Origin of the sequence: Leeia speluncae (assembly GCF_020564625.1) — a bacterium.
GTDB lineage: Bacteria > Pseudomonadota > Gammaproteobacteria > Burkholderiales > Leeiaceae > Leeia > Leeia speluncae.
Map to the genome: position 1 here is coordinate 255,542 of NZ_JAJBZT010000003.1, position 20,148 is coordinate 275,689.

General features: G+C 46.1%; 20 protein-coding genes. 11 read left to right on the forward strand and 9 right to left on the reverse strand.

Features of this window, described 5'->3' with window-relative positions:
* Positions 1 to 12 precede the first annotated feature (12 nt).
* The 7 genes from LIN78_RS07135 to LIN78_RS07165 all read right to left on the reverse strand — a co-directional run bounded on the left by LIN78_RS07135 (position 13) and on the right by LIN78_RS07165 (position 5,932).
* Positions 13 to 387, reverse strand: a complete 375-nt coding sequence (locus LIN78_RS07135) for a cupin domain-containing protein (protein WP_227179964.1) — start codon at positions 385 to 387, stop codon at positions 13 to 15.
* A gap of 34 nt (positions 388 to 421) precedes the next feature.
* Positions 422 to 1,729 carry an NAD(P)/FAD-dependent oxidoreductase gene (locus tag LIN78_RS07140; protein ID WP_227179966.1) on the reverse strand — a complete coding sequence of 436 codons (1,308 nt, stop codon included), beginning with the start codon at positions 1,727 to 1,729 and terminating at the stop codon, positions 422 to 424.
* A 35-nt stretch (positions 1,730 to 1,764) separates the two neighbouring features.
* On the reverse strand, positions 1,765 to 2,874 hold the full coding sequence (locus tag LIN78_RS07145) for a polyamine ABC transporter substrate-binding protein (protein ID WP_227179968.1): 1,110 nt from the start codon (positions 2,872 to 2,874) through the stop codon (positions 1,765 to 1,767).
* 61 nt (positions 2,875 to 2,935) lie between these two features.
* On the reverse strand, positions 2,936 to 4,267 hold the full coding sequence (locus LIN78_RS07150; protein WP_227179970.1) for a glutamine synthetase family protein: 1,332 nt from the start codon (positions 4,265 to 4,267) through the stop codon (positions 2,936 to 2,938).
* 92 nt (positions 4,268 to 4,359) lie between these two features.
* Positions 4,360 to 5,160 (reverse strand): helix-turn-helix transcriptional regulator, encoded by an 801-nt coding sequence (locus tag LIN78_RS18340; protein WP_227179972.1) that lies wholly within the window; start codon positions 5,158 to 5,160, stop codon positions 4,360 to 4,362.
* A 2-nt stretch (positions 5,161 to 5,162) separates the two neighbouring features.
* On the reverse strand, positions 5,163 to 5,480 hold the full coding sequence (locus LIN78_RS07160) for a hypothetical protein (protein WP_227179974.1): 318 nt from the start codon (positions 5,478 to 5,480) through the stop codon (positions 5,163 to 5,165).
* 56 nt (positions 5,481 to 5,536) lie between these two features.
* The gene (locus LIN78_RS07165; protein ID WP_227179976.1) at positions 5,537 to 5,932 is read right to left on the reverse strand and encodes a YkgJ family cysteine cluster protein; all 396 of its coding nucleotides are present in this window, start codon (positions 5,930 to 5,932) and stop codon (positions 5,537 to 5,539) included.
* Between the two features lie 178 nt (positions 5,933 to 6,110).
* Here LIN78_RS07165 and LIN78_RS07170 point away from each other — a divergent pair, with 178 nt between their 5' ends.
* The 6 genes from LIN78_RS07170 (at position 6,111) to LIN78_RS07195 (ending at position 11,278) form a co-directional block, all read left to right on the forward strand.
* On the forward strand, positions 6,111 to 6,878 hold the full coding sequence (locus LIN78_RS07170; protein ID WP_227179978.1) for a pteridine reductase: 768 nt from the start codon (positions 6,111 to 6,113) through the stop codon (positions 6,876 to 6,878).
* Between the two features lie 10 nt (positions 6,879 to 6,888).
* Positions 6,889 to 7,257 (forward strand): dihydroneopterin aldolase, encoded by a 369-nt coding sequence (locus LIN78_RS07175; RefSeq protein WP_227179980.1) that lies wholly within the window; start codon positions 6,889 to 6,891, stop codon positions 7,255 to 7,257.
* Positions 7,258 to 8,043 carry a spermine/spermidine synthase domain-containing protein gene (locus tag LIN78_RS07180; protein ID WP_227179982.1) on the forward strand — a complete coding sequence of 262 codons (786 nt, stop codon included), beginning with the start codon at positions 7,258 to 7,260 and terminating at the stop codon, positions 8,041 to 8,043.
* A 109-nt stretch (positions 8,044 to 8,152) separates the two neighbouring features.
* Entirely contained in the window at positions 8,153 to 8,653 is a 501-nt protein-coding gene (locus LIN78_RS07185) for an RNA pyrophosphohydrolase (protein ID WP_227179984.1), read from the forward strand.
* A 232-nt stretch (positions 8,654 to 8,885) separates the two neighbouring features.
* Complete coding sequence (locus LIN78_RS07190) at positions 8,886 to 9,488, forward strand: peroxiredoxin (protein WP_227179986.1); 603 nt, start codon at positions 8,886 to 8,888, stop codon at positions 9,486 to 9,488.
* 203 nt (positions 9,489 to 9,691) lie between these two features.
* Positions 9,692 to 11,278 carry a PglL family O-oligosaccharyltransferase gene (locus LIN78_RS07195; RefSeq protein ID WP_227179988.1) on the forward strand — a complete coding sequence of 529 codons (1,587 nt, stop codon included), beginning with the start codon at positions 9,692 to 9,694 and terminating at the stop codon, positions 11,276 to 11,278.
* Positions 11,279 to 11,307: 29 nt separating this feature from the next.
* Here LIN78_RS07195 and LIN78_RS07200 read toward each other — a convergent pair whose 3' ends face one another.
* Entirely contained in the window at positions 11,308 to 12,414 is a 1,107-nt protein-coding gene (locus LIN78_RS07200; protein WP_264474536.1) for a glycerate kinase, read from the reverse strand.
* A gap of 137 nt (positions 12,415 to 12,551) precedes the next feature.
* Complete coding sequence (locus LIN78_RS07205) at positions 12,552 to 14,423, reverse strand: methyl-accepting chemotaxis protein (RefSeq protein ID WP_227179991.1); 1,872 nt, start codon at positions 14,421 to 14,423, stop codon at positions 12,552 to 12,554.
* 394 nt (positions 14,424 to 14,817) lie between these two features.
* On the opposite strand from LIN78_RS07205, the gene LIN78_RS07210 reads away from it, so the two are divergent.
* From LIN78_RS07210 to LIN78_RS07230, 5 genes are all read left to right on the forward strand, one after another.
* On the forward strand, positions 14,818 to 15,714 hold the full coding sequence (locus LIN78_RS07210) for a transporter substrate-binding domain-containing protein (protein WP_505744254.1): 897 nt from the start codon (positions 14,818 to 14,820) through the stop codon (positions 15,712 to 15,714).
* Between the two features lie 170 nt (positions 15,715 to 15,884).
* Entirely contained in the window at positions 15,885 to 16,631 is a 747-nt protein-coding gene (locus tag LIN78_RS07215; RefSeq protein ID WP_227179995.1) for an amino acid ABC transporter permease, read from the forward strand.
* Positions 16,631 to 17,290 (forward strand): amino acid ABC transporter permease, encoded by a 660-nt coding sequence (locus LIN78_RS07220; protein WP_227179997.1) that lies wholly within the window; start codon positions 16,631 to 16,633, stop codon positions 17,288 to 17,290. The genes LIN78_RS07215 and LIN78_RS07220 overlap by 1 nt, the downstream gene beginning before the upstream one ends.
* 41 nt (positions 17,291 to 17,331) lie before the next feature.
* A complete protein-coding gene (locus tag LIN78_RS07225; protein WP_227179998.1) occupies positions 17,332 to 18,066 on the forward strand; it encodes an amino acid ABC transporter ATP-binding protein in 735 nt (244 codons plus the stop codon).
* A gap of 55 nt (positions 18,067 to 18,121) precedes the next feature.
* Positions 18,122 to 20,104 carry a sensor histidine kinase gene (locus LIN78_RS07230; RefSeq protein ID WP_227180000.1) on the forward strand — a complete coding sequence of 661 codons (1,983 nt, stop codon included), beginning with the start codon at positions 18,122 to 18,124 and terminating at the stop codon, positions 20,102 to 20,104.
* The last annotated feature ends 44 nt before the right edge of the window (positions 20,105 to 20,148 follow it).

Sequence of the window (20,148 nt, forward strand, 5' to 3'; positions counted from 1 at the left end):
ATAATAGCGGCACTACCCTGCGTCACGGGTGGTAATCATATAGTATTTTTTGACCGGTACAATTACTTCAAACGTACCCCGATATCCACCAGGAATCACGCCACCTTGTCCCGGATGAAAGGTAGTGGTTTGGCCATCCTCATCGATCATTTTTGCCACCCCTTCGATGATGGTGAAAAACTCTTCTTCATTCGGATCGCAAACCACTTTCCAGCTGCCAATTTCAGATGCCCATACGCCAACGAAGAGTTTTTCATCTTGTGTGGTATAGCAGTTCCAAGTCGTCCGTAATGGATTACCACTGACTCGACGATCATTCAGCGGAAAGTCGGTTTGTGGCGTGACGGCTAAGTTTTCTGGATCTATTAACAATGCATGTTTCATCATGACTTTTCACTTATCTGCATTTTTATTTTTGGGGTTATAGATAGTCTTTTAACCGGTAGTAGAGCATCGCCATGACTAGCGCAGGCGTTCTAAATAAACTTCCCCCAGGGAAATCACGGTGTTTTACCTTGTCGAACAAATCAAACTTTTCTGCTTGCCCGGCAATGGCGTTAGCAATGAGTTCACCAGCCAGCCCTGTTACATTGACACCATGGCCAGAAAAGCCTTGTGCAAAATAAGTGGTAGGAGACAAGCGGCCAAAATGCGGCGCACGGCTCATCGTAATATCGCAAAAGCCTCCCCACGCATGCTCAATGTTTAAATCGGCTAATTGTGGAAAAATTTTTAGCATGTCAGCACGCATTGCGTTGGGCAAATCTGCCGGTGGTAACTTGGAATAGCTTACCTTGCCGCCCCATAGCATTCGGTTATCTTTCGTCGTGCGGAAATAATCCAACACAAAACGGCTATCGCAGACGGCCGCGCGTGCCGGCATTAAGGCGTCGCAACGGGCTTTTTCCATCGGCTCGGTGGTAATCACATACGTGCCAACTGGCATGATTTTTCTATCGAGCGCAGGAGAAAGCGTACCAATATAGGCATTACATGCCAGCACCAGCCATTCCGCACGGATTTCACCTGTCGGCGTCATCACCACATTTTTCTGGCCGGCTTGCTGGCTCATGTGAATATCCGTTGCAGGCGTCTCTTCAAAGATCATGGCGCCAGCCGATTTAGCCGCACGAGCTAACCCAAGGTTGTAATTCAGCGGGTGAAGATGACCACTATCCGGATCAAACATGCCGCCTAAATAAGCCGCTGTATCGACATATTTTGAAAGATCGGTTTGATCGACCAATGAGAATCGGTTATGTCCAAAGCGTTGAATGGCTTCTGTTTGCCAAGCTTCTAACTCTTTTAAATGACGAGGCTTGTTTGCCGCATGGAAATAGCCCGTCTTCAAATCACAATCGATTTGATGGTCTTTTACGCGTCGCTGGATAATATCAAGCGAATACATCCCCATTTGCCAGACTTGCTTTACTTCGTCTTCCGACATGAAGTTGGCAAACGTATCCATGCCGCAAGCAAACCCATAGATCATCTGCCCGCCATTACGCCCACTTGCACCCCAGCCAATACGAGAGGCCTCCACCAAGGCTACCTTATAGCCTTTTTCCGCTAAGTTGAGTGCTGTCGACACCCCTGCTAACCCACCGCCCACCACACAGACATCGACGGTTAAATCTTCGGTTAACGTGGGATAACGACTATGGTCATTCGCGGTCGCGGCATAGTAAGAATCCACATGGGGTTGTCTGACAAAACTCATTAAAGACATACAATCGCCTTTCTCACTTCAGGGGGAAACACACATTACTTATTGGTTTTAAAACGGGTATAGCTTTGTGTTAAGAACCGTTGCTCATTAGCTGGAATAATTTTTTCTGCGACCAGCATTTTCATTAAACCTTCTGGTACATACACCGCAGGGTCTCCTGAAATCGCTTTATCTAAATAGGCCGTTGCTTTGGTGTTTGCATTGGCATAGAAAATTTCGTTACTAATACTCGCGGTAATTTGCGGCCGCAGAATAAAGTTAATAAACTTGTGCGCGTTATCCGGATGCTTGGCATCTTTAGGAATTGCCAAGCTATCCACCCAAACAACCGTTCCTTTTTGCGGAATAATGTAGCGAATTTTTTGCCCATTTTTGGCTTCTTCTGCACGATTTCTAGCGGCTAATGCATCACCAGAAAAAGCTAGTGCTACACACACATCACCATTGGCTAACAAATCAATCGGGGATGCATTAAATAGGCGAATATCTTTGCGAACTTTTGCGAGTTCAGAGACATTTTTATCTAACGATTCTTTTGAAAAATCATTGGCATTTTTTCCTAGATAAATGTTTTGCATCGCAAACACATCCGACGGATTATCCATATAGGAAATGCCGCACCCCTTTAGTTTGCTGGTGTAACTTGGATCAAACACCAAGCGCCATGCATCCGTCGGTAAATTGCCACCCAACGCTTTTTTCACCTTATCTTCGTTAATAGCAACTGACGTTGTTCCCCACATATAAGGGACTAACACTTGGTTACCGGGGTCTGCCGGCTGCATTTTCTTTAAGATATTGCTATCGAGATTCGTTAGATTACTCAGCTTCGCCTTATCTAACTTTCGGTACACGCCAAGCTGAATTTGTTTACCCGCAAACTCATAAGATGGCACCACTAAATCGTAACCACTTTTCCCCGTTAGCAGTTTGGCCTGTAAGGTTTCATTGCTATCGTAAACGTCGTACTTCACCTTGATGCCGGTTTCTTTTTCAAACTGGCGAATGGTGTCTTTTCCGATATAGTCATTCCAGTTATAGATGTTTAAAACAGGCTCTTCTGCCCACGCCATTTGGCAAGCAGCCGACAAGGATGCCAACACAACGAAACTAGGGATAACTTTGCTGATACGACTAACCAACATGGTGATTTCCTCTCCAAAAAATACCAAGTAATTCGTTAACGACTCTGACGAGTACTTTTATTTAGACATGCAGCAATAAGTGACGCCGCTCCCAAGAGCTAATCACTTTGCTATAGGTTTCATGCTCTAGTTCTTTCGTCTGCAAATAGGTATTCACAAACTGTCTTCCCAAGACTTCGGCAATTGGCTCGCAGACTTGCATACGTGTCATTGCCTCTTCTAAATTCCTAGGCAACTCATACGGCAAATCGTACCCATCGGTTGCTAATGGTTCTGTCGCAGAGAGTTGCTGGGTCAAACCCAAGTAGCCACATGCCAAGGTAGCGGCCATCGCTAGATATGGGTTGCAATCTACGCCAGCCACACGGTTTTCGACGCGTCTTGCAGCAGGGGATGAAGTAGGAATACGAATCCCTACCGTACGGTTATCAAAGCCCCACTGCACATTAATAGGGGCCGCGGTAAAGCGAGATAATCGGCGGTAAGAGTTAACGAATGGCGCAAAGATAGGCATTACAGATGGGATATATACCTGTTGCCCGGCAATAAAGTGATAAAACGCTTGGCTAGGCGTGCCATCTGCTTGGGTAAAAATATTCTGCCCGGTTTCCTTATCCACTACGCTTTGATGCATATGCATAGCGCTCCCCGGCTCATTTTCCATCGGTTTAGCCATAAACGTGGCGTACATCTTGTGTCTAAGTGCAGCTTCTCTGACTGTGCGCTTAAATAGAAAAACTTGGTCAGCTAAGGCCAATGGATCGCCATGCAAAAAGTTAATTTCCATTTGTGCCGCGCCCACTTCATGAATGAGCGTATCAATGTCTAGATGCTGGGATTCACAATATTCGTAAATATCCTCAAACAGCGCATCAAACTCATTCACCGCATCAATCGAGTACGCCTGGCGACCAAACTCTGCCCGCCCCGTCCGACCAATCGGCGGTTGTAAAGGCAAATCTGGGTCACGGTTCATATCCACCAGATAGAACTCCAACTCTGGTGCAATGACTGGCTGCCAACCTTTTTCCTCATAAAGCGCAAGCACACGGCGCAGCACATAGCGTGATGAAATTTCGACAGGTGAACCATCAAAATGCACACAATCATGAATCACTTGTGCGGTGGGGTCTGTCGCCCATGGAATTAAGCGAATGGTAGTAGGGTCTGGAATGCACACCATGTCTGGGTCTGTCGGCCCGGTGCTAGATTCATCCGGGTAGTCTCCAGTCACGGTTTGCTCTAATACGGCAACCGGCATCCGCATATCTTCCCCTGTTTCAAACTTACTTCTGGGGATAATTTTTCCTCTTGCAATACCTGTCGTATCAGGAACAATACATTCCACTTCGGTAATGCCATGTTGTTGGAAGAAATCACGAATAAGATCCATATAGACCGAGCCCAAAAAGGAGTAGATGAGGCAAAGTCTATGTGTGATAAAGATAACTGTATGTCCCCGAATCTGAGGACACAGCAAAATGACTAGGCGTTCGTCCAAGCAAAAAAAGCCGCTTGATTACTCACGCCTAACTTTTGGAATGCTCGCTGCTGATACGTTCTGGCGGTATTTGCGGTCACCGCTAACTCATGCGCAATTGCTGGTAATTTCTGACCAGAAAGCAGTAACAAACAGGTCTGATATTCTTTTGGCGATAACTGAATTCGCTGACGTAATAGCTTTTGCTCAAATCGTAGCGATAAGCCCTCGGTGAGCATCACCGGTTCGCGTTGGCAACATTGCAAATGTTGCACCAACATCGGCGAAATCATTGCCCATAATTGTCGCAACACTGCCAGTTCTTGCATGGTAAAACGGCAAGCGCCATCTAGACGATATAGCGCAAGCAATAAGACATCATCTCCCCATTCGCACAGCAAATCACAATCTTGCGAAGCGCCCCCGGGGTAGCAGGCATTGAGAAAGGCCTCGCCTAGTTGATCGGTACTCGCAACAAACAAACAAGGTTCGGCTAGATGCTGAATCACATCTAGCGCCGGGTCTTCATGCCAATATTTACCCACATACGCTTGCAACTGGGGGTAATCCCCCAGTGACTCGGCTTTTGAAGACCAATACAGCACTTCTACGGCAGAAACAGGTTCTCCTCGTGTTGGTCGTACATAGCGGTAAAGATTCATTTGTTGGTGAGGCAAATACCCAGACAACCAATCAAATAAGCGATCTAAAAAAATAGGTCGATCGAGCGCAGAAAGCAATTGACCAAGCTGCGGTGCAGCAGCCAGTAGGGAAAGTTCGTTGATTGTAGATTCAGTAGAAGACACCGTTAAGCCTGTGCATCAACAGGAGTATCTTCTGATTCGCCTTCCACCTCATCAACCGGTGGCGGCGGTGGGTGCAGTTTACGCCAGCGCATCCATGCAATGGAGTCGCTCACAATCGACTTCCCCACTTTAAGTGCATTGGCGCCTAACCAAACAGCCAACCAGCTTCCAATAATTGCCTTCGCAGTGATTTGCTGAAGATTCACGTCTAGGAAAAACGTAATCACTTTCCAAAACAATATCCCCCCTGTCAGCAGACATAGGCAGCCGAACGCTAAATCAATGCGATCTAAAGAAGGAGGTTCATGCGGGTTTTGCATGGCTTGATTATATGACAGATATGCAAAGAATATTCAGTCAATCCTAACGCTTTTTGCTAACTTGACCGTCTACCCTGCCTCATCTGCGGGGTATAAGCACAAAAACCAGGGCGAGGACCAATGGTAGGATGGTTGCGACAAGTATCCGGGCGCTTGTCGTAAACGGTACAGAGGCGTGTATCTTGATCCAGAAACAAACAATCGCCGTTTGTTTTTCTGGCTAAAGTAAACCGACCAGACTTGAAATTAAAATGCTCAATAACGCGCTGTTTTTCAAGGCGTTTTGCCACTTGTTTTAGGGGTTCGCCGCGCTCAAACTCGTCCGCCAATCCTAAACGGATAAGATCCGTTAGGCGCACTTCCACCGGCATACTACAACATGCCGCAGTACAGTCCTTACACAAACCACTACGGTATTTAATCCACGTAGATAATCGCTCTAAATCAGCCATTGAGCTCACCCCTATTTTGCAGCGCGCTATTGTAACCAAAGCTAACTGAGTAAGTGAGCGTATCTGTTCATGAACGCATGTATTGTTGTATGTGGCGCAAAGAGAAGTCGCCTAAACCTTTGCTACATAGTTTAAAATAAAGACTCTCGATTCTTACGAATGCGTTTACCAACTCAGTATGGCAACCAATTCAACTAGTCATTTATCCGAGCAACCCGTCGCCCTCATTACCGGCGCAGCCAAACGGGTAGGATCTGTCATTACCCAAACTTTGCACGCCAAAGGGGTGAATGTCGTCATTCATTATCGGCAGGCAGAAAAAGAAGCAAATGACTTAGTCACCAAACTGAATGCGCTAAGACCCCACTCTGCTGTCGCGGTAAAAGCAGATCTACTAGATACAGCCGCCTTAGATGTACTGGTAGAAACCGCCATTACAACGTTTGGCCGTCTAGATTATTTGGTAAATAACGCGTCTAGTTTTTTCGCTACCCCTGTTGGCAGCATTACAGAAGCAAGTTGGGATGACCTGATTGGCACCAACCTAAAAGCGCCTTTATGGCTAAGCCAAGCCGCCGCCCCTTACTTATCCGCCAGCAAAGGGGCCATTGTAAACATTGCTGATATTCATGCAGAAAGACCCATGCGCGGTCATGTGGTTTACTCGATTGCCAAAGCGGGTATTGTGGCGTTAACAAAGTCGCTTGCAGGAGAGTTAGGACCGGCTGTTCGGGTGAACGCGGTAGCGCCTGGCGTTAATATTTGGCCTGAGTCGCACCCAGACTTTGATGAAACGGCAAGAAATGCCATTCTTGCTACCACGTTTTTAGAAAGAGCCGGTACACCGCAAGATTTAGCGGGGGCGGTCTCTTTCTTGTTATTAGAAGCACCCTATGTCACTGGCCATGTCTTAAATGTTGATGGTGGCCGAAGTATTTATCTCTGAAAGCTAAATTGTGCGTAAACTTTTTTTTCGTAATTTACGATTAATGGCCTCTATTGGTTTTTACCAACACGAACGTCTGCGTCGCCAAACGATTCACATCAATCTAGAAGTGGAATTAGATGATGTCCGCCTACCCGCAGATGACGTGCAATACTCGCTAGACTATGACTACTTGCGCGATGGGATTGTCGAGCTAGTCAAAAGCAAGCACTTCAATTTACAAGAAGCCTTGGCAGAAAACATTGTCGACCTTTGCTTCACCTGCCCAGAGGTAAACTCGGTTTGTGTCTCAACCGCCAAACTAGAGGCCTATCCGGATGTAGAAGCCGTGGGCGCAGAAATCCGTACTACCCGTGCCGAATGGCCAAAGGCCCCCTAAATGGCCTTGTTTAGAACTCGCCGAAATACGGCAGGCAACGAATCCGTTGCCATCAATGTAAGCGAAAAAGGCGGCATCCGTTATTTGCATTTAGGTTCTGAAACCGTTCAGTCCGCTATGCGAATTAGCGACCCTGCCGTCCTTGTTTTACCCTACACCCATTGCATGATGGGCTTTATGCTATTTAACGACCGTCCCAAACGCGTGACGGTACTTGGCTTAGGTGGTGCATCGTTGCCTAAGTTTATGCATAAACACATTCCGAATGCAGTGATCGAAAGTGTCGAGCTGCACCCTGAAGTGGTGAGTGTCGCCCACAGTGCATTCTTGCTACCGGTAGACCAAGAGAAACTGCCGGTTCACATTGGCTGCGGTGGCGCATTTATTGCCGATAAAACCAATCATACCGATGTAATTATGGTAGACGGCTTTGGCAGCCATAAGCTAGCAGACAACCTATGTAGCGATGCCTTTTATCACAATGCAAAAAAAGCGTTGACTGAAAATGGCATCATGATGGTGAATTTATGGCGTAGTTCTCCACAGTTTCAAATGCTAGTGGAACGTATTCGGGCGATTTTTGAAGGCCAAATTTTGTTACTTCCGGATTACCGGCATGGCAATACGATTGTAATGGCGTTTAACCGTACGCAGCATCAGCCCGGCATTGAAGCCTTGCATGAGTTAGCGGAGGCATTATCCGATAGTACAGGCTTGGCATTTAATGACTTACTGATCCGTTTGGTGGATGAAAATCCGCATAGCAAAGACAACTTGCTGATCTAAAACAGAGTTCACTGTTGCCAAAAGGATGACCGAATTATTACCAGACTGGAAAAATTCGACCAAATGTGAAAAAATCACGTCAGTTCATTAGTTTTGCAAGGTGATAACTATGCTTGATCGCGACGGTTATCGCCCCAATGTCGGCATCATATTGTGTAATGGTAGAAACCAAGTGTTTTGGGGTAAACGGATACGGGAGCATTCTTGGCAGTTTCCACAAGGAGGTATAAAACATGGCGAAACGCCTGAGCAAGCCATGTTTCGTGAGCTTCAAGAAGAAATCGGTCTAAAACCTGATCACGTACAAATTCTCGGCAGAACCCGCGATTGGTTACGTTACGACGTTCCCACGAGTTGGATCAGAAGAGAATGGCGAGGCAGTTATCGTGGTCAAAAACAAATCTGGTTTTTACTAAGACTAACCGGCCGAGATTGTGACGTTTGCTTACGTGCAAGCTCTCATCCAGAGTTTGATGCGTGGCGCTGGAGTAGTTATTGGGATCCGCTAGAGTCGGTCATTGACTTCAAGCGTGATGTATACCAAAAAGCGCTCAGTGAGTTGTCTAGATTTTTAGGTCAACACAGACATCACACCCACACGGGGCAATAAAAAAGGAAAAAGCATTGGTGCAAACACCAATGCTTTTTTTCTATCGAGCCAATAGAAAAAATCAATCACTAAATTCAAGCACCCCACTTTTTTTTAATACAATCCCCGCTATACTTAGGTAGTTAAGTTTTTTCGGAACTACCCAGCTACTGACCTAGTCAGAGTGTGGAGTACCCTACTTTTAGCAGCGTCTACTTTCAGACGATGCAATCTTTCAATGGAGATGTGACAAATGGCAACACTTGTTGGCAAGCAAGCCCCTGACTTTACCGTACCAGCCGTATTGGGTTCTGGCGAAATCGTAGACAGCTTCAGCTTCTCTCAAACCACCGCTGGTAAATACAGCTTGGTATTTTTCTACCCACTAGACTTCACTTTCGTTTGCCCATCTGAGTTGATCGCTTTGGATCACCGCATGGACGCATTCAAAGAAAAAGGCGTAGAAGTAGTTGCAGTATCTATCGACTCTCATTTCACTCACAACGCATGGCGTAACACCCCAATCAATGCTGGTGGTATCGGTGCAGTGAAGTACACCATGGCAGCTGACATCAACCACGCTATCGCTCAAGCTTACGGCGTTGAGACAGATGACGGCGTTGCTTTCCGTGGCGCATTCTTGATCGACAAATCTGGCAAAGTACGTGTATCTATCGTTAACGACTTGCCTATCGGCCGTAACATTGACGAACTACTACGTTTAGTTGACGCGATTCAGTTCACCGACGAGCACGGCGAAGTTTGCCCAGCAGGTTGGAACAAAGGCGACAAAGGTATGAAAGCTGACCCTAAAGGGGTTGCTGAATACCTAGCTGGCAACGCTGAAAAGCTATAATTGCTGGTTGCTGACAGGTAAGCTTTCGGCCTCCTGTCAGACGTGCAAAATCAAACAAACCCCAAGGCATGCCTTGGGGTTTGTTGTTTTTCTACCTGCCAAATAAAATATTTTCATTCCTGTGACGAGTTGCCGGTTTCTTGATACAGCAGTTAATTTAGCTATGCTAAACTGCCGCCCAATATTGATATTGGTTACTCCACATGAAGCTGGCGATTACACCGACCCTCCTATACACCGCACTAGTAAGTGCTTTATTAGGTATTGCCCTTGGCTTTGCTGATCCGGGCTACATGCCGCTTTGGCAAGCCACTTTTAGCTTCATTGGTTTATTTACCCTCTCACTTACCGTTCAGCAATTTAGTAAGATCACGGGTAATAAATCCATTATCTCTTTCATCGCCATTCTGCTCACACTAGGGGGCGGTTATACCGCTTATACCGGTTGGGAGGAATTTTTTAGCTGCCTACATTGCAGCAACTTTAGCCGCTTACAACTCAATGGCGCGATCGGGCAACCCAACCTCTTTGGCAGTTTGTTACTCATTAGTTGGTTATCGGCAATTTATCTCTTTAGTCACATTCCGCAACGCTGGATGAGATACCTCGCCTACTTCGCGGCACTCATCTTTTTCGGTGCGCCGCTACCCTTTACAGGCTCTAGAACCGTCCTTTTAAGCCTAATTGGCGTACTAGGGATTTCGACACTATCGTATTTTTTCATTCGTACCGCAGAACCTCGTCGAGTCTCCTCTGCGGTAGTCGTTGCCATGCTGGTCGGCTTAGTTGCCCAGTTTAGCTTGCCCCCTACGGCCTCCCATTTCTTAGGCGTAACTAACCGTTCTACGTTGAACCGAATTGAAGCGGGTGGTATCTCTGCTAGCCAACGCTTAAGAACCGATGAATGGAAAAAAAGCTTTGAGACGTGGACGCATCATCCTGTTCATGGCGTAGGCGTTGGTCGCTACGCTTACCAAAGCTTTATCTTGCAACAACTACCCCCATACAACGAAGTGCCCAGAGATAAGGTGTATGACCACTCGCACAATCTCTTTACCCAATTAGCGGCGGAAACGGGGTCGATCGGACTACTACTCACCGTATTACTCTTTGCGACTTGGTTCTTGCAGCAAATCAAAACAGAAAAAAGTGCAGCAACGATTCTTTGTTGGGGTGGGCTAACCGTCTTATTTATCCACTCCAATTTAGAGTTTCCGCTTTGGTACTGGTATTTATTGATTCCATTCACGATCATGCTAGCCACAACAGAAAGAGCCGTAAAAACCATCACTCTTCCTAGTGTGATCGTACCGCTTATCTGGATAGCCGGCGTCGGAGCAACGGGATGGGCCACTTACATGGTGTACCAAGGCTCACTACAAATAAATGAAGGGTACAGTCTATCTGGCAGCAACCCCAATCAGTCTAAAGTACTTGGGGCCGCAGCAGTCAAGAATCCGTTTGTCTCTCTAGAAGCGGATCAAATGCTGAGCTATCTAGATAGTTCTGAAGAAGTGAACGTCGCAAGCAAATTAGCAAGAAATACTCGATTACTTTACTGGCGCCCATACGCATCCGTTGTGTATCGCCGATCAATATTACTAGCGCAAATGGGACAAGTAACCGAAGCGAAACGCTGGATTATTTCTGCGCTATCGGTTTACCCAAATGAACGCAATGAATACTTCGAGCCACTGTTAGCTAGCGCGAAAAAGACGAAAAATATACTTGAACTACAAACCTTTTACCAAAAAGCGTTAATCGTCCTCGTGCAAGAAAAGCAGCGCTAATGCTTTTCAGGCCCCACTAGGTGATCTGCTTAACTGCTTAGTTTTACGCGCATTAGCTGGTAGGCCTGATTTTGAAGTAATTGCGGCGCATTGGCGATCATGTAATCTAGTTCATGACAGCCATGCGCAATGCTAAAGCAACCATCAAACTGTTGGGATAAAGCTGTTAGCGCGTCTTCTGCAATCGAAGCACTCAACAAGCTCACCTTCTTATTAACACGCCTTGCTTCCTTAGCCACCTGCAAAGGCAATTTTCCTGATAGCGTTTGTAAATCCGAACGACCTTCTCCAGTCCAAATCCAATCCGCTTCTTTCATCGCCTGCTTAACGATTGGTTGCGCGAGCAACCATGCTGCACCACCAATTAGCTCGCCGCCCAATGCCGCAATCGCAAACCCCAAGCCACCAGCGGCGCCCGCCCCTGGCATCTTTATTAACGCGGGGGATAATCCATTGGCGATCATTAATTGTCCAAAATGACCTAATAATTGATCTGCAGACGCGATCTCGTCTTTTGCCAACCCTTTTTGTGGACCATAAATAGCTGAAGCGCCCATTTCGCCGCACAATGGATTTTCCACATCGCTTAACCCAACAAACCGCACATGGGCATATTGCTGAGTAATCGGAGACCAATCTATCGCGGAAAGTGACTGTAACCCTGTTAACGTAGGCGGAATGCTTACATTAGACGCATCAGTCAAGATTGCCCCCATTCCCATGAGCAGACCAACACCGCCATCATTGGTGCTCGAACCACCTAGCCCCAGCAACACCGTTTTAGCACCAAGACTCACAACTTCTTTAATCAGCAAACCCAAACCAAAAGTCGTTCTATCCCACAGCGTACCTGGAATAGCATTGGGCAAACCGACCACCGTTGCAGACTCAATTAATACAGTTTCCGCATCTAGCCACAAAACAGGTGCTAAGGTCTGCTCACTATTTGCATTAATGGTTTCTAGTTCCACCATTTCGCCACCAAAGGAAGCATGCGTCACCGCAATCGTTCCTTCACCACCATCAGCCATTGGAAACGCAGTAACCATTGCCGTTGGCAACGCCCGCTTTATTCCATCTTCCATCGCCAAACACACCTCGCTAGCAGCTAGCGAACCTTTGAATGAATCGGGCATGAGTAAAATATGCATAGGGACTTTCGGCAAAGAAATAGCAACTTGAAGATCGTTTAGATGCTAAATAAAAAAGCCCATCAGGAGAAGACCTAATGAGCTTTTTATTGTTTGCGCACAAGGCGCTTATTCAACCTTACTTATAGATGGAAGCGTCCAATAATGGATTGTAGCGAAGCAGACAATTGCTCCAATTGCGCAACTGCATCGGCAACTTCATCCACCGTACTACTGTTGTGCTGAACCATGCTGCTGATTCGCTCGATGTTTTGCGCAATATCCGTACTCGCAGCCGCTTGCTCTTTTGTCGCATTCGCAATATCAGATACGCCCGTAATTAAGCGAGCAGTTTCACCATGCACGGTGCTAATCGCCTCAGCTGCTTTATCAGATAGCGCCACACCATGGTCGACTTGTTTGCGCGTACTAACCATACTGTTGCTTGCCGCATCGATTTCCGTGCGAATACCAGAAACAATCGTACCAATTTCGATGGTTGCTTGTGCGGTTCGAGCGGCTAGCTTACGCACCTCATCTGCCACCACAGCAAAACCGCGCCCCATTTCACCCGCACGCGCCGCTTCAATTGCCGCATTCAATGCCAGTAGGTTAGTTTGCTCTGCAATATCTTTAATTACCTGAACAATGGTATCCACCTGTTGAGATTGCGCGCCAAGTTTACCCATGGTGTCTGCCAATGAGTTAATGCTTGAATTAATTTGGCTAATTTCTCGCGCAACATCACGAACCAAAGACTCACCAGAAGAGGTTGCTGCGCCAGTTTCATTCGCCGTTGCCTCAAAGTCTTTCACCGTATCTGCAATGTACTGAATACTGACCGTCACCTCTTCTACGCTGGCAGCAGTAGAGGTTGCAGCTTCTGCCTGATGGGTAGAAGAGGAACGAACGACCTGAGCAGATTGATGTAAACGTTCAGCGGCTTCGCCAACCGCTTGGCTTTGCTGTCTAACATCCAAGAACATTTGGCGAAGGCTACCTAAGAATTTGTTGAATGCTTCGGCAATTTGGCCAATTTCATCTTTAGAGTTCACTGGCAAACGCTTAGTTAGGTCACCGTTTCCACTGGCCACTTCATTCATTGCATCACGCATGACAGCAAGGCCAGACATCATTTTTGAAATACCACCGTAAGCCAATATCCCTGCGCCCACACAGGCCACCACTAATAAGCCAAGCATCAGCACCAGCATTTCATTTAGATCTGATAATGCTTTGGATTCCGGCACCATCACCCCCAATAACCAGCCGGTATTACCGACAGGATATAGGGCTGAAATAGCACCATCACCATTTACTTTAATGGATTGGATTTTGCCATCCGCAGGTAACTGAGCTAAATCAAAACCAGGAATCACCTCTTTAATTTGTTTCAGTCCAGAATCTTTTGCAGGGTGAGCAATCACAGAACCATCTTTAGTGATTAGGAATGCATAACCTTCACCTGGAAGCTTGGTTGACATAATTTCTTCAACGACCCGTTGCAAGGTCACATCCCCACCAGCAACCGCCACCAAATTACCGCCATCACGGCGTGCTTCGGCAAATGTAATAATTGGGCGTTTTGAGGCTGCATCAATATAAGGTGCAGAGGCAATTGGGCCATTGGCAGCTTCTGCTGCTTTATACCAAGGACGACCGGTTGGATCATAGCCAGGTGGGACGGGAATCGCCTTACTAAACTGGGTCATGGTTTTATCAGGCTGCCCAACGTACATATCATCAAAGCCACCCGCATCATGGGCTTGATCTAGCATTGGCTTGAGATCACCCGAGCCAAAACGAGGCAATACAGACCCAACGATTTTTTGGCGGGACTGAACCCACTCAGAAACAAAGCTCACTTTACCAGCTGCCGTTTGATTAATTTCGGCATACACACCAGTAACAAGCGACTCGCGCATTTTGTAATACGCCACCCCGCTAAATAACGCAGAAAGCAGTACAACAATAGTTAAGACAAAAACAATTACCCGCGTGCGAATAGAAGTCATTGTTAGGATTCTCCTGAACAGGGGACGATTAGCTCATCTCTTGATGAGCGATATATTTATTATGAACATGCAGCAAAAAATAGATCGGCATCATACCGGAAAACTTTACATTGCTTAGCATAATTTATAGTAGCTTTTTTTTAATAAACATCAAACAAGCTAATTAAAGAATTATTCGAACGTTCGAACAGATTGGCCACCATTATTCGGATTTCCGAACAGTCAAGGTCACATCTTTCGCAATCAAGATATACTAAGTAATTGAATTTAAATACAAAATATTTCAACCAGATGACTGGCACGCTTTGTGCATTAGAAATAGCGCAACGATGATCAACAAACGGTTGATCTAATTCACTTACACATCTACGTGCATCAGCATGTAAAAGGAGAGATGATGTTCCGCAAAGCAACCCTCATGATGGCCGCTATTGGTTGTGCATTTTCAGCAACTGCATTTGCTGAAGATGCAACGTCTACACTACAAAAAATTAAAGCAAGTGGTGTAATTAACGTTGGCCATCGCGAATCTTCTATTCCGTTCTCTTACCTAGACGACAAGCAAAAGCCTATTGGTTACTCAATGGACCTTTGCTACAAAATCGTTGATGCGGTGAAAAAAGAATTAAACATGCCAGGTTTGAAAGTAAACCTAGTACCAGTGACTTCTGCTACTCGTATCCCGCTAATGACTAACGGCACTGTTGACCTAGAGTGCGGTTCAACCAGTAACCTACTCGAACGTCAAAAACAGGTTGCATTCGGTGTTGCAACTTACGTGGCGCCAGTACGCATGGTAGTTAAAGCAGGAACCAAGATTGACTCTTTGGATGACCTAAATGGTAAAGCAGTCGTAACGACGACTGGTACAACGTCAGATCAGCTAATCCGCAAAAACGAAAAAGGCATGAGCATTGACGTGAAAAACGTTTATGCAAAAGACCATGCAGAAAGCTTCTTGATGGTTGAAACAGGCCGTGCAGATGCATTTGTGATGGACGAAATCTTGCTAGCAGGTTTAATTGCCAACTCTAAGAATCCAAAAGCATTTGCGATTGTTGGCCCAACACTACGTGCAGAGCCATACGGCATCATGTTGCGTAAAGATGACCCAACCTTTAAAAAGGTAGTGGATGACACCCTAAAAGGCGTCATGAAGTCTGGTGAAATCAATAAGCTTTACCAAAAATGGTTCTTAAGCCCAATCCCTCCAAAAAATATCAACCTGAACTTGCCAATGAGCCCAGAGTTGAAAAATGCGATTGCAAACCCGTCTGACAAAGGCGTGTAAGTATCCGCTGTTAAAGCTATTTGTTTTAACGTGATGATGTACTAAATAGGCAGGGTAAAGTCCTTTTACCCTGCCTTTCATAAAAAAATAGGCAACCGCCTTAATTAATTACTTCCACCGCCGTCACCACAGTTTATTTACTGTCCTTTGATAGACGGTAAGGAGTTGTCATGAGCACTTATCAATGGGATTGGGGAGTTGTTTTACAACAAGTCCCTGAATCTGATGAATTTTATTATCAGTGGCTAGCTACCGGTCTAGGCTGGACAGTCGCGACCGCGCTATCGGCATGGGTGATCGCCCTTCTACTGGGCTCACTGATTGGCGTTTTGCGTACCCTCCCCTCGAAGCCCTTATCCTTTATTGGAACGGCTTATGTAGAAATCTTTCGAAATATTCCACTGATTGTTCAGTTGTTTATTTGGTACTTTGTCTTGCCAGAACTATTGCCAACCGCCCTAGGCGACTGGATGAAGCGAGATATGCCGCTGCCTGAGTTTTCTACCGCCGTGTTTGGGCTTGGACTATTTACCGCGGCACGTGTCGCAGAGCAAGTAAGAACCGGTATTTTGGCGTTGCCACGAGGACAAAAGAATGCAGGTTTAGCATTGGGTTTTACCTTAGGGCAAACCTACCGCTACGTGTTACTGCCAATGGCTTACCGTATTGTGATTCCGCCACTAACATCAGAGTTTATGAACATCTTCAAAAACTCGGCCGTTGCCTTGGCAATTGGTCTAACCGAACTGACCTTCCAAATGAAGCAGATTACCGGTGACTATGCACCAGCCAACCCGATTGAAGTCATGACCATTGTTAGTGCGCTTTACCTAATCGTCGCATTTAGTGTGAACAGGATAATGGCGTTCATTGAGAAGAAAACCCGTGTTCCGGGCTATATTTCGGGAGGTAAATAATGGAAATTAATCTCGAAAATGTCTGGATTTCGCGTGACTTCATTCTAGAAGGCTTGCAGTACTCGCTGAGTCTGACTGGCTTTGCCATGTTAGTGGGGATTACCTTTGGTACGTTTCTCGCGATTGCTAGGTTGTCTCATAACCGTTGGATTAGCGGCGCGGCGTCTACTTACGTCAACCTGTTTCGTTCCATCCCATTGTTACTAGTGATTTTTTGGTTCTACATTTTGCTGCCATTAATCACCGGCGTTCAAATGGGCGCGGATAAATCGGCCTATGTCACCTTTGCGATTTTTGAAGCGGCTTATTACTGCGAAATTATCCGCGCGGGTATCCAGTCGATTCCAAAAGGCCAAATTAACGCCGGTCTAGCGATGGGTTTTACCCCTGCGCAAAACATGCGTTATGTGATCTTGCCGCAGGCATTCCGCAATATCTTACCGTTGCTACTCACGCAAACCATCGTGCTATTCCAAGATACCTCGTTGGTCTATGTGGTAGGTGCGACCGACTTATTGGGCGCCGCAGATAAAGTGGCGCACCGAGATAACACCTTGGTTGATATGTATATCGGCGTTGCAATTATTTACTTCACGATTAGCTTTAGCTTATCTAAAGCGGTGAAATATTTGCACGGAAAGATTGCCATTATTCGCTAAGCAGTTAACTGCTAGTTAACTGTGAATGAAAGGATTTACAAATGATTGAAATTAAACAAATTAGTAAATGGTATGGCGACTTTCAGGTTCTCACCGATTGCAATACCAAAATCAGTAAAGGCGAAGTGGTCGTGGTTTGCGGACCATCTGGCTCGGGTAAATCGACGCTCATTAAGTGTGTCAACGCGCTTGAGCCTTTCCAAAAAGGTGACATTGTTGTCGATGGCATCTCGATTGCTGACCCGAAAACCAACCTACCAAAACTACGCGCACGTGTCGGGATGGTATTTCAGCACTTTGAATTGTTTCCGCACCTAAGCATTACTGACAACTTAACCATTGCACAAATGAAGGTAATGGGACGTAGCAAAGAGGAAGCAACACAAAAAGGCTTGGGTTACCTAGACCGCGTGGGTTTGAAAGCGCACGCACATAAATTCCCTGGTCAATTGTCTGGTGGTCAACAGCAGCGTGTAGCGATAGCACGTGCGTTAGCGATGGACCCTATCGCGATGTTATTTGATGAACCGACCTCAGCGCTTGATCCGGAAATGGTGAATGAAGTATTGGATGTAATGGTGGAGTTGGCACAAGAAGGCATGACCATGATGTGTGTGACGCATGAAATGGGCTTTGCACGTCGCGTGGCAAACCGCGTTATTTTCATGGACAAAGGTCAAATTGTAGAAGATTGCGCAAAAGAAGAGTTCTTTGGCAATGCAGAAGCACGTTCAGACCGTGCGAAGCAATTCTTATCCAAAATCCTTCAACACTAACCCACAGGAGTGCCCTGCTTAACGACATTCCCCATTGTTAAGCAGGGCTAACCGCATGTCCTCTAAACCTGATCTCATTGATTTTGCTCAGCAAGTCACCAAAAGATCGGTTATGCTTTTCTCCGAACCGGATGACGACTTAAATGATCGTTTCCGGCATGGAGGAATAGATAGCGACATGCCACTGAAGTCTCATAGCGTATTTTTAAACCGAGCTACCCTTTTTAAAATTGCATTACTGCTATTTTTAATGGGTTGTATAGGTGCGCTTACTTTTCATTTGAGCATGCAGCATGGCATTAATACGCTGCAGGAAAGTGCCTCAAAACAATTACAGTTTCACGCAAAGGGAATTGAAAGCGAGATGGGCAAATATGCCTTTTTGCCTTCTATTCTTGAACTAGAGCAGCCCATCAAAGATATTTTGATGTCTCCCTCACCCAAAACACGTGAGGCAGCAAACCGCTATCTGTCAGGACTAAACCAACGAGCGGGTAGCCGAGTGGTTTATGTGTTAGACCAAACGGGTCGCGTGCTAGCGACGAGCAATTGGGATGATGAGGATAGTTATCTAGATGAGGATTTATCCTTTCGCCCTTATTGGCAAGATGCCATTAAAGGGACTCCCGGTCGATTTTATGGGATAGGAATTACGGTAGGCGAACCGGGTTACTACCTCTCTCACCCACTGAAATACCGAGACCGAATTGTCGGGGTGGGTGTAGCCAAAATTAAGTTAGAAGCACTAGAAGAACGCTGGCAAAAAGCAGGGTTACATGCGTTTGTGACCGATAGCAACGGCATCATTATTTTATCTTCTGATCCTGCCTTAAAACTAAAAGCAATTAACCCGATTTCGCCAGCCAAGCGCGAAGCATTGGCAAGAAGCTTGCAATATTATTGGCAAGCGCTTTTAGATTTAGCGCCAATTACTAGAGAGCCAATTGGGCATCATGCCGAAATTTTGGTGCTAAAAGGCGATAAGACGGAAGGTAACCGGCCGGTTAGTTATATTGCACAAACAAGGCAATTACAAGGGACGCCATGGGGATTTACCCTGCTAGTTCCACTTGACTCGGTAAAAGATGATGCCATCAGTAATGCAATTTTGGCGGCGACCTTATTTGCCTGCTTCTCTATTTTATTGATTGCTTGGAATGAACGACGCAAAGTGATTCGCGCGCGATTAGCTGCCAGAGAAGCGTTACGAAAAGCCAATAGCGAACTAGAACAGCGCATTACCGAGCGCACAGAAGTCTTGCAACAAACAAACTTACAGTTGATGGCGGAAGTGGAATCGCGAATGGCCGCCGAACAACACTTGCGTGAGACGCAAGATGAATTAGTTCAAGCAAGTAAAATGGCCGCGATAGGCCAAATGTCTACCGGTATTGCACACGAGCTAAACCAACCCTTAGCTGCACTAAGAACCATTGCCGCTAACAGCATTCGGTTTCTCGAACGCGGCAACCAGGAAGTGGTCACCACCAATTTACAGATGATTAATGAGTTGGTGGACCGAATGGGTAGAACCACTGCGAACTTACGTGCTTTTGCGAGAAAACCTGAACGCAAGCATGGCACATCTAGCTTAAAACGCGCATTAGATGCAAATTGGCTGCTGCTTCAACCACGGTTAGAAGGGGTGATTGTTGTTCAGGATAATCTCAATGAAGATGTGATCCTCAATATTGATCAAACTAGCCTTGAGCAAATTCTGACCAATTTGATTGGTAATGCGATCGATGCAATGCAATCGACAGACACGCCAAGGCTCATTATTTCTGCAAAGATCGACAACGAAAAATTGCATTTAACGGTAGCAGATAATGGTAGTGGTTTATCTACCGAAGCATTGAATAACCTTTTTCAGCCATTTTTCACCACCAAGCCTGCACCTCATGGTTTAGGATTGGGCCTCACCTTGTCGGCAAGCTTGGCGGCTGCGGTGGGTGGCAAATTAAGTGCAGAGCAAATCCCAACGGGTGGTGCAGCCTTTACGCTGACGCTAGACATTCATCAGTCTGACGAATCATAAACGAGGGTCCGATTCACCCTGTTGAAGTAATCTTTGTCGTTACC